Origin of the sequence: Alcaligenes ammonioxydans, from assembly GCF_019343455.1 — a bacterium.
Classification (GTDB): domain Bacteria; phylum Pseudomonadota; class Gammaproteobacteria; order Burkholderiales; family Burkholderiaceae_B; genus Alcaligenes; species Alcaligenes ammonioxydans.
In genome coordinates this window covers 3,016,716-3,031,739 of the sequence record NZ_CP049362.1, presented here as the reverse complement: position 1 = coordinate 3,031,739, position 15,024 = coordinate 3,016,716, and the positions used below count along the sequence as shown (strand labels likewise).

10 protein-coding genes are annotated in these 15,024 nt (G+C 58.4%); 6 read left to right on the top strand and 4 right to left on the bottom strand.

The window, feature by feature from the left end:
• Nucleotides 1–10 precede the first annotated feature (10 nt).
• Both FE795_RS13900 and FE795_RS13895 read left to right on the top strand, forming a co-directional pair.
• Complete coding sequence (locus FE795_RS13900; RefSeq protein WP_003802227.1) at nt 11–1,033, top strand: XdhC family protein; 1,023 nt, start codon at nt 11–13, stop codon at nt 1,031–1,033.
• A gap of 187 nt (nt 1,034–1,220) precedes the next feature.
• Nucleotides 1,221–2,705 (top strand): NAD(P)H-hydrate dehydratase, encoded by a 1,485-nt coding sequence (locus FE795_RS13895; protein ID WP_219235085.1) that lies wholly within the window; start codon nt 1,221–1,223, stop codon nt 2,703–2,705.
• Between the two features lie 3 nt (nt 2,706–2,708).
• On the opposite strand, the gene FE795_RS13890 is transcribed toward FE795_RS13895, so the two are convergent.
• The gene (locus FE795_RS13890) at nt 2,709–3,632 is read right to left on the bottom strand and encodes an EamA family transporter (protein WP_219235082.1); all 924 of its coding nucleotides are present in this window, start codon (nt 3,630–3,632) and stop codon (nt 2,709–2,711) included.
• 153 nt (nt 3,633–3,785) lie between these two features.
• On the opposite strand from FE795_RS13890, the gene FE795_RS13885 reads away from it, so the two are divergent.
• Entirely contained in the window at nt 3,786–5,390 is a 1,605-nt protein-coding gene (locus tag FE795_RS13885) for a phospholipase D family protein (RefSeq protein WP_003802236.1), read from the top strand.
• A gap of 83 nt (nt 5,391–5,473) precedes the next feature.
• Here the strand turns inward: FE795_RS13885 and FE795_RS13880 are convergent, their stop codons facing one another.
• Nucleotides 5,474–9,082 (bottom strand): BTAD domain-containing putative transcriptional regulator, encoded by a 3,609-nt coding sequence (locus FE795_RS13880; protein WP_219235080.1) that lies wholly within the window; start codon nt 9,080–9,082, stop codon nt 5,474–5,476.
• A gap of 196 nt (nt 9,083–9,278) precedes the next feature.
• Between FE795_RS13880 and FE795_RS13875 the strand changes: the two genes are divergently transcribed.
• From FE795_RS13875 to FE795_RS13865, 3 genes are all read left to right on the top strand, one after another.
• On the top strand, nt 9,279–10,034 hold the full coding sequence (locus tag FE795_RS13875; protein WP_131070878.1) for a GntR family transcriptional regulator: 756 nt from the start codon (nt 9,279–9,281) through the stop codon (nt 10,032–10,034).
• Between the two features lie 170 nt (nt 10,035–10,204).
• Nucleotides 10,205–11,098, top strand: a complete 894-nt coding sequence (locus FE795_RS13870; RefSeq protein ID WP_039943477.1) for an MBL fold metallo-hydrolase — start codon at nt 10,205–10,207, stop codon at nt 11,096–11,098.
• 21 nt (nt 11,099–11,119) lie between these two features.
• On the top strand, nt 11,120–12,094 hold the full coding sequence (locus tag FE795_RS13865; RefSeq protein WP_003802242.1) for a Bug family tripartite tricarboxylate transporter substrate binding protein: 975 nt from the start codon (nt 11,120–11,122) through the stop codon (nt 12,092–12,094).
• A 307-nt stretch (nt 12,095–12,401) separates the two neighbouring features.
• Here the strand turns inward: FE795_RS13865 and FE795_RS13860 are convergent, their stop codons facing one another.
• Nucleotides 12,402–13,373: a Bug family tripartite tricarboxylate transporter substrate binding protein gene (locus FE795_RS13860; RefSeq protein WP_003802244.1), complete on the bottom strand. Its 972-nt coding sequence runs from the start codon at nt 13,371–13,373 to the stop codon at nt 12,402–12,404.
• A gap of 37 nt (nt 13,374–13,410) precedes the next feature.
• Nucleotides 13,411–15,000, bottom strand: coding sequence for a sulfatase family protein (locus tag FE795_RS13855; protein WP_131070876.1), 1,590 nt, complete (start codon nt 14,998–15,000; stop codon nt 13,411–13,413).
• Between the last annotated feature and the right edge of the window lie 24 nt (nt 15,001–15,024).

Genomic DNA, 15,024 nt, shown 5'->3' with positions numbered 1-15,024 from the left:
GGAGACACGTATGGAGAGCCTGGATGTCAGGGTTTTGCGCCAGTTACAGCAATGGCGCGCACAGGGACGGGACGCGATATTGGTCACCGTCGTGCAGACCTGGGGCTCGTCCCCCCGTCCGGAGGGCTCCATCATGGCTCTGGAAAAAGGAGGGGCGGTGGTCGGGTCGGTCTCGGGTGGCTGTATCGAGGACGATCTGATCCGCGCTTACCACGAGACTGCCGGGGCGGATAAGCGCTGGCAGGATGAGGACCGTCCCCAACTGCTGACCTATGGCATCAGTGCTGATGAAGCACACCGCTTTGGCTTGCCGTGTGGCGGCACAATCCGTCTGCTGGTCGAGTTCAACCCTTGTCCGCAGGCATTGGCGCAGGTGCTGACCTTGCTGGAGCAGCGCCATTTGGTGCAGCGGCACGTGGATTTGCACACGGGCCGCGCTTGGAGCAGTGCTGCCCGTGTGCCGGCGGCCTTGCATGTAAGCGAAGATTGCTTGTCCGTGACGTTCGGGCCGTCTTACCGGCTCTTGCTGATCGGCGGCGGACAGTTGTCCGAGTACGTGGCCACCATTGCCTTGTTCAATGGTTTTGACGTGACAGTGTGCGATCCGCGTAGCGAACATATTCAGGGATGGAGTGTGGCCGGAGCACGGGTAGTGCGCGGCATGCCCGACGACGAAGTGATTGCCTGCGTGCCGGATCGAAGAACCGCTATTGTGGCCCTGACGCATGATCCCAAGCTGGACGATATGGCGTTGCTGGAAGCCCTCAAGAGCAGTGCTTTTTACGTGGGGGCCATTGGATCGCGGCGCAATAATCAGAGCCGTCGTGAACGTCTGGCCGAACACTTTGACCTGACGCCTCAGGAAATCGATAAGCTCAAAGGTCCGATTGGTTTGTATATAGGCAGCAAAACGCCGGCAGAGATTGCGGTCAGCATCATGGCGGAAATCATCGCTGTTAAAAACGGGGTGCAGGTGCCACGGGAGCTGTCGGTAGCTTCTGTCAAAGACAGGCAGGAGCAGACTTCCGCTTAAGAGGGTGGCGCTGCCAGCGTGTTGTATTCGGACAATTGGCACTAAGATAAGAGAGCGGGCGGTGACCCGTTCTTTTTTTTGTAGATGGCCCGCCCCGGACCTGGGAATCATGGTGCTGGAACCTTGCTGACCAACAGTCGCCTATGCCCTCAGGAATGGATTTGATTTCTGTTTTTGTGAGCCCGCTATGCCTTTTGTGTCCCAATATGGTTTTTTGCCCCTGAGCGCGCCCCCAGGAAAACAGGCCTTGTACAGTCCTGCTCAGTGCGCCCGCATGGATAGGGCGGCCCCGGGTTTTGGAGTGTCGGTCGAGCAACTGATCCGGGCGGCCGCAGGCGCGGTGGCGCGCACCGTGCAGCGCCATTGGCCGCAAGGAGCGGTGCTGTTTCTATGCGGGCCGGGGAATAACGGTGCAGATGCCTTGGTGGCCGCGCAGATTTTGCGTGAGCAGGGAAGACAGGTTTCAGTCTTTAGCCTGGTAGACCCATCCCGACGGCAAGGAACGGCAGCCTGGGCGCAATCCCAATGGCAGGGCCGTTGGGAGAGTCAGTGCCCGGATTTCCGGCGCTTTTCCGTCGTCGTGGATGGCTTGCTGGGTGCGGGTCTGGATCGGGATGTGCAAGGTGAGACGGCAGGGCTGATTCAGTCTCTGGCCGACTCCAAAGTGCCCGTCTGCGCCATCGATATCCCTTCCGGGCTGGATGGTGCCAGTGGACAAGTGAGGGGAGTGGCCGCTCCCGCGACGGTGACGGTCAGTTTTGTGTGTTACAAGCCCGGTCACGTTTTGTATCCGGGCCGGGCTTTGTGTGGTCAGTTGGAACTGGCCGATATTGGCATGCCGGGCCCGTCCTTGCCCGAGCCCGATACCTGGTTGAATGAGCCAGCCCTGTGGCAGGCCGATCTTCCCCAGCTCAATGCACAAAGTCACAAGTACACACGCGGACACGCGCTGGTGGTGGGGGGCGAACGCATGACGGGTGCCAGCCGACTGGCGGCCCGCGCAGCGCAGCGGGCAGGAGCAGGGCTGGTCAGCATGGCGGTCCCCTCTTCAGTCTGGTCGGTGTATGCCAGTGCGATGGACAGCATCATGGTGGCGCCTTGGGATGACGCCTTGACCACCGATCAACGCATCCGAGCCTGGCTGGTGGGGCCGGGAGCGGGCCTGGGAGAACAAACCCGTCGTCTGACACTGGCCCTGCTGGCAACCCAGCGTCCTTGTGTGCTGGATGCCGATGCCATCAGCAGCTTTGCCCAACAGCCGCAGCAGTTATGGGCGGCGTTGCACGAACAATGTGTGCTCACGCCCCATTCAGGCGAGTTTGCCCGCGTCTTTGACGTGGCGCCTGATCGTCTGGAAGCGGCGCGGCTGGCAGCCACCCAATGCGGGGCCGTGGTGGTGCTCAAAGGCGCGGATACGATTATTGCCGCCCCCGACGGTCGGGCCTTGATCAATGCCTGCGCACCGCCCTGGCTGGCTACCGGCGGCAGCGGAGATGTGCTGGCCGGGCTGGTGTGTGGTTTGCTGACGCAAGGCATGCCAGCTTTTGAAGCGGCGGGGGCCGCAGTCTGGCTGCACTCACAAGCGGCACTGGAATTCGGTCCTGGGCTGATTCCGGAGGACCTGCTAGCGGTGTTGCCGCGTGTCTGGCAGCGACTTTTGTCCAGCGCCTGATTCTTACGTGCGGGGCGTGCGCCGGTAGGCCAGGGCGACAATACCGCTGAGCACGATGGCTCCGCCCAGCAGTTGGGTGGAGTTCAGGGTCTGCTTAAGGATCAGCCAGCCGAGAATCAGGGAGGCGACCGGCTCCATATTCATGAAGGGCGCATTGCGGGTCATGTCCAGGCGGGGTGCCAGCACAAACAGCGTTACAAAACCCGTGGTGTACAGGACACAGACCAACGACAGGGCTATCCAGCCTACCGCATCGTGGGGCAGGGAAGAGCCGCCGGGCAGCAGGCCCAGGGGGCTGAGTGCAATTAGGCAAACCAGCGTCTGGCTAATCGTACAAAAGCTGCGCACCAGACCGGGCAGCGGTGCCAGTTTGTTCTCGGTAATCCACAGGCCAATGGCAAAGGCCAGTGCGGTTAGCAAGCTGCACACCACGCCCAGAATCCACTGGGCATCAACGGTGGCGCCTTTGATCAGACTGGGCGTGTCCAGCGCCAGCAGCAGGCCTGCCAGAATGGCCACCATGATGATGGCTGTCTTGCGAGTGGGACGGTGTCCGCCCAGTACCCAGGTAAGCAAAGCCAGCAATATCGGGTACATATTGGCCACCAGCAATGCCAGGGCGACGGGGATGCGGGCAATGGAGGAATAGATCAACATGCATTGCACAGTGATCAGTGCGCCCAGCAGCAGTTGCCAGCCCAGGTAGGGGCGTGGCACGTACAGGGCCTGCTTGCGCCAGATCAGCAGCACGCTCAGCGCCAGGGAGGCGGCAGCCGAGCGCAAAATAACAGAAATGATCAGTCCGGTGCCATGGTCCAGTGCCACTTTGGCCGCAATATGGTTGGCGGCAAAGGAGCTGCCCAGCATTAACAGCAACATAATGGCAAGGTGGCGGGGCAGTAAGGCAGAAGATTGGGCGGTGGGCATGCTACTTGTTTCAGGCTTAAAGAATAGGCGGGTGCTTTATTGTTGTCCGCCCTGTCACGGGCTGCAAGTGGTGATTGTGACACGGGCTGGCGGTTGGGGCGCCAGGGCGGTGCTACTATGTGGAACGATGCCCATGTCCACAGAGATGCCTTCATGAAAATCGACCCCGTCAAAAAGCCAACGTTACCCCGCTTGCGGGGGCAGGCTGCGTCCAGCGTCTGGCGTACCCTGATTGCGGGGGGAGCCTTGCTGGCCGCTTTGACAGGCTGTGCCTTACCCTCTCTGGAAGGACGCAGCCACAGCGAAGCGCTGCCTCTGGAGCAGGCTCGTGACACTGCGATCGGCCGGGCGGTGGACCCTCTGGCACAGCAGCATCCCGGTTTATCGGGTATTTATCCGTTGTTCGACCCGCACGATGCGTATGCCGCCCGTGCCCTGCTGGCGTTTGCGGCTCAAAAAACGCTGGATGTGCAGTATTACATCTGGCGCGGCGATACGACCGGCACCTTGATGCTGGGCATGTTGATGCAGGCGGCCGAGCGGGGTGTACGGGTGCGCCTGTTGATTGATGACAATGGCATCACGGGCCTGGACGACACGCTGGCGGCCATAAATGCCCACCCCAATATCGAGGTGCGCCTGTTCAATCCCTTTGTGTTGCGCTGGCCCAAGCCCCTGGGCTTCCTGACTGACTTCTCGCGTCTGAACCGGCGCATGCACAACAAATCGTTCACCGTGGACAATCAGGTCACCATTATTGGCGGCCGCAACGTGGGTGATGAGTATTTTGGCGCCACGCAGGACATTCTGTTTGCAGATTTGGATGTGATGGCGATTGGGGCGGTGGTGCAGGAGGTCTCCAAGGACTTTGATCTTTATTGGGCCAGCCAGTCTGCGTATCCCATCGATCGGCTCGTAAAGACTGAAAGCTCTCAAACCCTTGCGGCGTTTCAGGAGCAGTTGCAGGATGCCGAAGTACAGCCCCGCGCCAAAAAGTACCAGCAAATATTACGTGAATCGAATCTGGTCAGCGCTTTGGTGCAAGGCCAGCTGGATTTTCAGTGGGCGCGTACCACCATGATTAGCGATGATCCGGCCAAGGCCCTCGGGCCGGTCAGTCCGGAAAAACTGCTGGTTTGGCAAATGGATGAGCTGTTGGGCAAACCCGCTCATCAGGTGGATCTGGTGTCCTCGTATTTTGTCCCTACCGCTGCGGGGGTGCGGGCGTTTGAAGGGCTGATGCAGCGGCCAGGGATGCAGATTCGTGTTCTGACCAACTCGCTGGCCGCCACGGACGTCACGGCTGTGCACGCCGGTTACGCGAAGCGACGTAGAGCCTTGCTGGAAGCGGGTGTGCAGTTGTTCGAGTTGCGTCCCACGATGGACAAGCCGACCCGTCATGGCTCGGGCCCCTTTGGCAGCTCTGGCTCAGCCTTGCATGCCAAAACCTTTGCCGTTGATGGCAAACGTCTGTTTGTGGGCTCCTTTAATTTCGACCCGCGCTCGGTCAATTTGAATACTGAGCTGGGTTTCATCATTGAAAGCCCTGAAATGGCGCAGGCCCTGTCCAGAAGTTTTGAACAAGTGCTGCCTTACCGCAGTTATCGGGTGGAACTGGACGACAAGGGTGAGTTGGTGTGGATTCAGCTCAATGAAGACGGCACCCAGCGCAGGTTCACGTCCGAACCCGATGCCAGCATCTGGCGGCGCGCGGGCGTGGGTGTGTTGTCCGTCCTGCCGATTGAGTGGCTGCTGTAAGCCGTTTTCCTGCCAGTTCGAGCTCCGCTATCCTGTTTAAACGGCGCAAGGCTGCTGCTGGCAAGCGCACCGGCAAGGTGGGGCTAGACCTTGAGCTTTTGAACGGCTTGCCGACGGTCCCGAATCCAGTCGGCGTAGCGATACAGGCCGTGTTTTTCCATCTGCTGTTCAGCCAGATTCCATTCCTGCAAGGCCTGTGCGTTTTCCCCCAATGCCATCCAGGCGTCGCCACGCACACAATGCAACTCGGCCCCCATGCTGCCCGTGTCATAGCGCAGCCCCTGAGCGGCAGCCTTGTCCAGCCAGGGCATGGCTTCATTGCTGCGTCCCAGGCGAATCATGGCGCGGGCAATTCGGCTCATCAGTCCATCAGTGCTGATGGGCAGGCCGTATTGGGCAATTTGCACACAATCGAGCAGGAACTGCATGCTGCTTTCCCGTCCGTACAACATGACCTGGCAGTAGTACAGGAACGAGCGGCTCAGCGCCGACCAGGGCTCGGGATTGTGTGACTTCTGAAGCTCGTGCAAGGACAGTTCGGCCACTTGCAGGCAGTCTTCCAGTTGCTCCATCAGGTAGTAGGCCTGCATCACGAACAAATGGGTGATGGCGCGTAGCGAAAAAATGGTGTCCGAACGCAGGCTTTGCAAGGCCAGGCGCGCGTGCTGTTGAGAGGCATCCTGATCGCCCTTCAGGGCCAGGGCCACACTCAAGGTTCCGAAGGTAATCGATTGGGGAAAATGCTCGGCAATCGCGCGTCGGCTGTTTTGCTCTTTCAAATCATCAAAGACGGCCAGGCTCAGATTCAGCGTCTGAATGGCATTGTTGATGTTTCCTTTCCACAGTTCGTGTTGACCGATCGCGTACAAGGCCCAGCTGCGGTTCTGGTCATGGTTGGTTTCATTGGCCAGCGCCAGCAGTTGGCGTGCTTTGTGCAAAGCCTGCTCAAAGTTGCCTTGTGCATGCAATGCCGACCAGGCCGTCCACAGGCTGATCATGACCTGGTCGGAATCCTGCTCGTCCTGAAGCTCATGACCCAATTCATAGGCCATGGCGGTCGAGGCCGAGGCCGGGCCGTACAGGGACGATTCAATCGCGCCTTGCAACATGCGACATTCAAATTGCAGGGTTTGACGCACCTGCAGGTCTTCAATCAGCTCACTGCGGTTGAGTGAACGCTGCAAATACTGACTGGCCTGACGCAGATCGCTTTGTGCCAGGGCCTCGCGGGCCGCACGCTGCCACCAGAAGGCCGCTTCAGGGCTTTCCGCCTCGCACAGGTGCAGGGCAATATGGGCGGGCGCCTGGCGACGGCGTATGCCGTGTTGGGCAATGGCATAGTGAGCCTGACGCAACTCCTCCTGCATGGCCACACGCTCCAGCGCCTGGGCGATCAGCGGCAGGCAGGATACGTGTTTGCCGTCTAAATCAATCAGGTCCAGCGTGGCCAGTGTATCCAGGCCGCTACTCAGGGCCGTATTGTCCAGACGCAGCATCAGGCCAAGCTCGTTGATGCAAATAGCCTGCTCATGCAGGGCAATGCTGGTCAGGATGTGTCGCGTCGCGGGCAACAGGCTGTGGTATTGCGTGCAGATCAGGTCAGTCAGGCGCAGCGCGTGGCTGCATTCGCAATTGAGCTCATGGCAGCGCAGCAGTTCATTGGCATGGCCCGGGTTGCCGGCACTGAGCTTGACCAGCCGGCTGCGTTTGTCGCGTGCCAGACGCTGCCCGCGCTGCCCGCTCAGAAGGCTGTTGATGCTGGAGCGGTCCAGTGCCCGTAGATTCAGGTGTTCGGCGCGTTCCATGCCGTGGCCCGGTTTGCGGCTGGTGGTCAGCAGCAAGGTTGGATGACGGGGCGTGGTATGCGAGAGCAGTCGGATCAGACGCTGGGTGGGCGGGTCGGCCCATTGCACGTTTTCGATAATCAGCAGGCGACGGCGCGGGGCGCTGCCTGGGCCGCTGAGCAGATTGAAAAGAAGGTCGGTATGCGCCGTAGAGGGCTCGTTCAAGTCCTGTTCGTTTGGCCCGCTGTTTAGCCACTCATGCAGGGATTGCGCTTGCTTGGGACTCAGTTCAAGCGCTTCTTGCAGGGTTTGAATGGAAAAGGGGTCGCGCTGTTTACCGGTTTGTGCGGTGATGTAATTGGCAATTTGCTCGTGCAGCCAAAGACGGATGGGGTGCCAGGCTACACGGCGCTTATCTTCGCGGCAATGGAGGACGATGCAGTGATGAGCGGTTTTTTGTACATAATCTGCCAGAGACTGGACCAGCAGGCTTTTACCAATATGGGCTCGGCCATGGATGGCAATGTGATGCAGGGACCGGTTGGGGCCTATACACGACCAGGCCTGCACCAGATGATCGAACTCTTGAGAGCGGCCGTAGACACGGCTGGTCAGCCGTACAGCGTCAATGTCTGAGGGGCTCAGGTTGAGCCAGAGCGCTTCATTGTGGCGACCCACCGGGCCTTGTACATCTTTGGGCTCCAGGCGCAATGCGGCCTGAAAGGTGACGCGCGGCGCCCCGGGGGCCGCCTCCCAGCTCAAGGGCAAGACCACCTGGGCCAATTGTCCCCACGGGTCTGGACAGGGGCTTTGATCGTCCATGACAAGGTCTGCATGAATGGCGATGCTCAGCTTGATATGTTCATCCATGCGCACGGTGGCCGCAACCCGTGCCAAGGTCGCCGCCTGGGTGATGGGCGACTCCAGTAGGTCCGGGTAGCCAAAATAGGCCAGCACTTGACTGGGGCCCGCCTCACTGGCCCAGCCGCCATGATCCTCGATCAACTGGAGCAGGGTCTGGCGGCTTTGCTCGAGCAGTTGACCGCCTTTTTCACGGGCATGACGATGGCCGGGTTCAAAGCGCAGGCAAAAGCCGACCGCGGCCAAGGGACGCAGGCGCAATTGGACGGTGGTGGACAAGGCTTTGGCATGGGGGGCCGAGCGCACGGGCAGATCGACCAGACTGCGTGTTTGGGCGCTGGGTTCGCACCCCAGACGATCGGCCAGCAAGACCGAGCACTGTTCATACGCTTGCAACGCGGCTTCGTGTTGGCCTTCTTGCTTGAGCAGGCGGATCAGCGCTTGATGCAGTTTCTCTTCTTCGGGCCAGATCAGCAGCCAGCGTTTGAGATAACTGATCGCTTGCGCGGGGGGCAGCGTGTCCAGCCCGGACTCGATATACCGGTCGCGGCAGTGCGACAGGGTTTGGCGAATGGTTTGTTGCGTCTCTTGCAGCCAGTCTTGCAATTGCTCGCCATGATGCAGTTTGACCTGTCCCAGCAAAGGACCCTGATACAGGTTCAGGCGTTCCAGATCGCTTAAGGCTGGCTGGCTGGGGTGTTGCAGCAGACTCAGTACGTCTACCTGGGCGTGACAGGGGTCCAGTGCCAAGGTGTCATTGGTAATGTGCAAGACCTGATCGCACCCTTCAAAGGCCCGGCGCAAGGCATGCAGTGCATGACGCAAACGGGCACGCCCGACGCTGATGGGGTCTTCGTGCCAGATTGTTTCCGCAAGACGGCTGCGGCTGATGGGTTTGCCCTGCGCCAATGCGAGCATGGACAGCAGAATCCGCGCTTTATCGTAATTGATAATATTGGCGCGACATTGTCCTTGAACCCGTAATCGGTAGGTGCCGAGTAGGTAAATTTGGGCCAAGTGCGAGGCAGAGGAGGGCAGAACATCCATGGGCTCGGGCTCGTATCAAGAGTTAAGCAATGATTGGGATAATGTATCCGATCCGTTTAATTTTCGTTTACGAAATTTTGCAAAAATAAACGCCTTGGCTGACCTGCATTAAACCTTTTTTGCCCTATCGGCGACCCCGCACATCGCAGGCTATGATGTGGGCTGATTATTTTCTTGGGCTGGCATGCCTATTTGTATGGTGGACCCTACACGCTCTTCACTGCGCAAGCAGTCCAAATTGCCTCTTTCTCTGAAAGTGAAATATACCTTGCGGGCGCGCCTGGAACGGGGGGAGTGGCCTGTGGGAACCCGCATTCCCACGCTGGAAGAGCTGATGGAGGAATATGGCGTTTCTCGTGCCACGGTCCGTGCCGCGCTGGACGAGCTGGAGCAAGAAGGCCTGATCGAACGCACGCGAGGCAAGGGCACCTTTGTGATTGGCGACGTTGCGCAGGATCATTGGCTGATGTTGCCAACCAACTGGCAGGCCCTGATTGAGCATCTGACGCGTCTGGATTCGGTGATGGTGGAGCTGGGCCAGGGCCGGGGGCCCTTGCCTATCGAGATTACTGGCCAGTCCCTGCCTGATGATTATTGGTGGACCAGCCGCGTTAACTATACCGACGGGGTGGCCTATAGTCTCAATACGGTCTATGTGCTCGATTCCTTGGCTCAGGCCTTGCAGCCTGATTTGAGCCAGGAGCCGGTGCTTTTGGTGCTCAACCGTCTGGCGCGTGAGCAGATCCATACGGTTCGTCAGACCTTGACGGTCCGGGTAGCCGATGCGGATCTGGCTCGTCATTTGCATATGGACATAGGCATGCCCGTAGTGCGGGTCATTCGTTTGATTGTGAATCGTGACAATCAACTGGTCTATGCCGCGCAGGTCTTTTACCCGGCCAAGTATCTCAGCATTCAGACTGAGTTGACCCCCGGACTTTACGCTCCTTAATCCAGGCGTGGCGCGCGTCTGTCCGCCTTCTAGGTAAAAACACCAAGTTATTCGTCGTGAGGGCAGAGTGTACACTTTTCCTATAAAGTCCTAAAAATAGAACTTTATGACTTTATGGAAGAGGCACGGTTCAGGTGCCGGATATTTTTATCAGTTTGAAGGAGTTTGACGTGAAGATAACCATGCTTGGCACCGGCGCTGCGCTGCCAGATCCCGACCGTGCCCAGTCGTCCATTTTGGTGACCCTGGAAAACGGCAAGAACTATTTGTTCGATTGCGGCGAAGGCTCCACGCGCCAGATGGTCAAGGCCAATATCAATCCGGCGGATGTGCCTTGGGTATTTTTAAGCCATTTGCACTATGACCATGTTTGCGGACTGCCCTTTTTTGTGCTGTCCAGCTGGGTTTTTAACCGCGAAGGCAAGCTCAAGGTCTTCGGCCCGAAAGGCACCCAGGATTTTGTGGATCATTCTTTCGAGAACGGCGCGTTTCGCGTGGATATCCAGGCCCGTGCGGCTTACCCGGCTCGTCAGAAGAACATCGAGGCTGTGCGCCCAGAGGTGTTCGAGGTGGAGCCAGGTCTGATGTATGAAGATGAGGACGTCAAGATCTACATTGACGTGGTTGACCATATCCCCAGCGAAATTACGGACTGTTTTGGCATTCGTATGGAAGCCGAAGGCAAGGTGGTGGCATTCAGTGGCGATACCGCGCCGTGCGAATCCATGATCCGTTTGGCGCAGGATGCCGATTTGCTGATTCACGAATGCACCTTCCCCGAGTCCTTCCTGAAACATCGTGCCGAGTCCGGGGTGGGCACCTTTGCCCATACCAGTCCGTTGCAATTGGGGGAAATTGCACGCCGTGCCAATGTGAAGAGTTTAGTGGCCACGCATTTCGGGCATTACGACTCTACCAGTCCAGTGATTAAACGTGCGGCCGCGAATCACCTGCCGGTTGATCTGATGGGCCCGGAGCGTCTGGACGAGGTGGCTCGGGATATTCGCAAGAGCTATAAAGGCGATTTGCGACTGGCAACAGACTTGATGCGTATAGACCTGTAAAAGGCACGCGGGGGAGACAAAATGCAGGTAATCAAACAAACAGTTTTGGGCCTGATGGCCACGCTTTGCATGGGGGCGGCGGCGCCGGCCTGGGCGGATTATCCCGATCACCCTGTGCGGGTGGTGATTCCTTACCCTCCGGGCGCGGCGGGGGATATTATTTTTCGTATTTTGCAGCCCGAACTCTCCCGCGAGTTGGGGCAGACGGTGATTACGGATTACAAAACCGGGGCGGGCGGTAATATCGGCACGCAAATGGTGGCCCGCTCCAAGCCGGACGGCTACACCTTGTTGTTTTCGGCGACCAATAACTTTGTGATCAATCAGTTCTTGTACAAGAACATGGGTTACGACCCTTTCAAGGATCTGTATGTGATCAATAAGGTGGCCGATGCGGCGGCGCTGGTTTATGTGAATGGGCAATTGCCGGTCAACAACATGGCCGAGTTCCGGGAGTATGTTCAGCAGCGCAAAGGCCAGGTGAATTATGGAACACCAGGAGCGGGAACCACCCCCGAGTTGTCGGCCTGGAAGCTGTCCGAGGTGATGGAGGGCGACATGCTGGGCATTCATTACCGGGGTTCGGCACCGGGTATTCAGGCTTTGCTGAGCAATGAGGTGCAGATGTTTGTCAGCAGCTATGGACTGGGCGCCGCCTTTTTGCCAGAAGGGCGTCTGAAGGCCTTGGCGGTGGCCTTGCCAGAGCGTCTCCCGGTCTTACCCGATGTGCCGACTTTGGACGAGCTGGGCTACAAAGATGTGGTGATCAGCAACTGGTGGGCCCTGGCTGTTCCGGCAGGGACGGATACGGACATTGTGGGCAAGATTGAAACTGCCTTGGAGAACGTGCTGGCAAATCCCGAGATTCGTCAAAAGCTATTGGATCAGGGCTATCTGCTGTCCAAGGTGTCTGCCGAGGAGTTTCGCAAGGGATTGCCTGCGGAGGCGGATTACTGGCATGACATCGTCACTAAGGCTGGGATTAGTTTGGACTGATGGAGTGCTGCTTGATCCGGGGCTTGGCGTGTCTTGGCAGGGCGCTTGCCCACGCCGCGCATGGTTGCCCTGGTCAGCGTGCTGGGTCGGGCGCCACGTCGCACCCGGCCTCCAAGGGCTCATGCCCAGGCCATTCAAACGTGGTGTGGTGCTGTGTAGACGGAAGCGATGATGAGCGGCATCGTGACCATCCCTTGTGTTTTCACCTCAAGACAAGGCAACGAAGCAAGCAGGCCCTCAGTCATGTCTTTGCACTAGTCTGCCCATAAAAAAGGGCCCCTGAAATCAGGGGCCCTAAGCTCAATGATTACTGATCAGAGCGAATATTGTTGTCGCGCACGATCTGCTCCCAGCGAGCGCTGCGTTGCTGCACCCACTGGGCCGCAGACACCTTGGACGAGTCGTACGCCTGAATATCCAGCATCCGCAAGGTTTCTGCGGTAGAAGGACGCTTGACGATATCGCTCAGCAGCGCGTTCCAGGCCTTGACCTTCTCTGGGGGCGAACCCTTGGTGGTGAAAACCAGGTACGAGAAGCTCTCGTCAAAGTTTTCCAAACCTGGCAATTTGGCTTCGGCCAAGGTCGGGACCTCGGGCAGCAAAGGATTGCGCTTGCCGCCAGAGGTTGCCAGGGGCGTCAACAGGCCTTCCTTGATGGGGCCTAAAACACCGGCAATCGTCAGAAAACCGCTGTCCAGGCGCTCGCCATACATATCGTTGACCACCGCGCTATTGCTGCGATAGGGGATGTGATCGAGCTTGATGCCGCTGTCCTGTGTCAGGGCAGACATCATCAAATGACCGGGCGACCCCATGCCTGCGGAGCCATAATTCATCGGTTTCTCGCGGGCGCGCTCCAGGAACTCTGCCGGAGACTTGATGCCGGTTTTGCTGGGTACCACCAGAACCTGGTCAAAAGTGCCCAGCAAGGAAACCAGTTCCAGAGACTCGTCAATCTTGAACTTGCTGTTGACGTAAATGTGCGGGTTGGCCGTGGCCACCGTATCGAGCGTCAACAGCAAGGTATTGCCATCCGGTTTGGCTCGCCCTACGGCTTCGGCCGCGATGGTGCCGGCCGCACCGGCACGGTTCTCCACCACAATTGTCTGGCCCGTCGTTTCGCTGGCCTCGCGGGCCAACATGCGACCCAGGACATCCAGCGGACCGCCTGCTACGGAGCTGACCACAATGGTGGCCACCTCGGCACTTTGGACGGGTGTAGCCAAAGGTAGGATCAGCGCACAAATGCTTACGTTGCGCAGCAAGGAAAGGGTGGGCATAGATGTCTCCAGATAAGGATGGTTAAGAGTAGTCAGCTCACGCTATCGCCAAAGGCAAGGGACTGGTTTCACTGTGAGCCATCATGGTATCGATCAATTGACACAAAAGCCTGGTTTTCAAGGCTTGCGCATCGGGTTCATTCCACAAATTATGTTGTTCCAGCGGATCGGCGTGCAGGTCATACAGCTCGCCGATCTGTCCACCCTCATACAAGCTGATGCGATGCTGTGGCGTCACAAGTGAACGCAGTTTGGTGCGGATCGGGGTATTAAACAGTTTGCGCTGGTTTTCCTCTTCGATCAGCACGCCGCTGCGCCAGGTCTGGGCGTCATTGTGCATGAGTTTCAGCAAGGAGCGGCCCTGAATGCCGTTGTAAGGTAACTGGTTTGCACGCTCCAGCACGGTAGGCGCGATATCAATGGTAGAGCAGACCGCTGCACTGGTGCCTTGCGTTTGCGCAGCTCGGGGATCAAACCAGATAAAGGGACTGCGAATAATGCTTTGGTAGTGCAAGGGGCCCTTGAGCAATAACTGATGATCGCCCATGAAGTCACCATGATCGCTCATGAACATGACGATGGTGTTGTCCGCCTGTCCCGTATGCTCCAGATGGTCCAGAATGCGACCGATCTCGGCATCAATATGAGTGATGGAGCCATAATTCAGGGCGATGGCCTCCCGGGCCTCGCGCTCGGTGCAGGCAAACAGCGTGGGGGTATGTTTGACTGCCTTGCCTTCATCGCGCAATTGATGAAGCAGTTGCAGGTGGGCCGGCAAGGGGTGCGAGCCCAGGTGGAAGGAGTCGGGCAGGCTGACGTCTTCCGGCTTGTACATATCCCAGTACTGGCCATGGGGGGTGAAGGGATGATGTGGGTCGGGAAAGGAGCACTGAATGAAGAAAGGTTGCTGTTCCTGTGCATAGTGATCCAGCATGGCGCGGGTGCGCTCCCCAATCCAGGCCGTGGTGCTGTACTCTTCTGGCACGCGGGTGCGCCAGGCCTGTCCAATGCGGCTTAACGCATAGTCCGGGGTCGAGATGGCGTTTTCAGGGCCAGATAGGGCGGCGATGTCAGGGTGTTCGTTTTGCAGCCAGCGTCCATAGTCGCCCCAGACCTGATCGCCGTGATCGATAGCCAGATCTACGTGCTCGTAGCCGTAAAACGGCAGTTGCACACCGTGATCGGCGCGATCACGCCACCATTGCCCGCATTCCTGTCCGTAATCGTTGGTCGCTAAAGGTGCGCGTGCCTCGCCCCGGGTAGGGGGATCTTCCGGGCGTGGGTACAAGGGCGGAGTATCCGTTATATTTTGCAGATGTGCCTTGCCCACCAACGCGGTGCCCCAGCCGGCCTGGCGCAATACATCGACGAAGGTATTGGATTCCAGCGGCAGGGGAACGCCGTTGTGACGGGCCCCATGCAAGGAAGGCATGCGGCCCGTCATCAGCGAAGCACGATTGGGCATGCAAATGGGGGTGGCGACGTAAAATCGCTCAGCACGCCAGCCGCGGGCTGCCAATGCATCCAAATTGGGTGTTTTTATTTCTTTATTGCCATAACAAGCCAAATGGTCCGCGCGGAGTTGATCGGCGATGATCAGTAAAAAATTGGGTACGGATTGAGACATGCATTGCCTATTTTGTAGCTTTGG

What these genes read in the sequence shown, in the direction of transcription:
- FE795_RS13865 (WP_003802242.1), top strand. Translation starts at nt 11,120, where the DNA reads ATGCAGGTAATCAAACAAACAGTTTTGGGCCTGATGGCCACGCTTTGC.
- FE795_RS13860 (WP_003802244.1), bottom strand. Translation starts at nt 13,373, where the DNA reads ATGCCCACCCTTTCCTTGCTGCGCAACGTAAGCATTTGTGCGCTGATC.
- FE795_RS13890 (WP_219235082.1), bottom strand. Translation starts at nt 3,632, where the DNA reads ATGCCCACCGCCCAATCTTCTGCCTTACTGCCCCGCCACCTTGCCATT.
- FE795_RS13885 (WP_003802236.1), top strand. Translation starts at nt 3,786, where the DNA reads ATGAAAATCGACCCCGTCAAAAAGCCAACGTTACCCCGCTTGCGGGGG.
- FE795_RS13880 (WP_219235080.1), bottom strand. Translation starts at nt 9,082, where the DNA reads ATGGATGTTCTGCCCTCCTCTGCCTCGCACTTGGCCCAAATTTACCTA.
- FE795_RS13900 (WP_003802227.1), top strand. Translation starts at nt 11, where the DNA reads ATGGAGAGCCTGGATGTCAGGGTTTTGCGCCAGTTACAGCAATGGCGC.
- FE795_RS13855 (WP_131070876.1), bottom strand. Translation starts at nt 15,000, where the DNA reads ATGTCTCAATCCGTACCCAATTTTTTACTGATCATCGCCGATCAACTC.
- FE795_RS13875 (WP_131070878.1), top strand. Translation starts at nt 9,279, where the DNA reads ATGGTGGACCCTACACGCTCTTCACTGCGCAAGCAGTCCAAATTGCCT.
- FE795_RS13895 (WP_219235085.1), top strand. Translation starts at nt 1,221, where the DNA reads ATGCCTTTTGTGTCCCAATATGGTTTTTTGCCCCTGAGCGCGCCCCCA.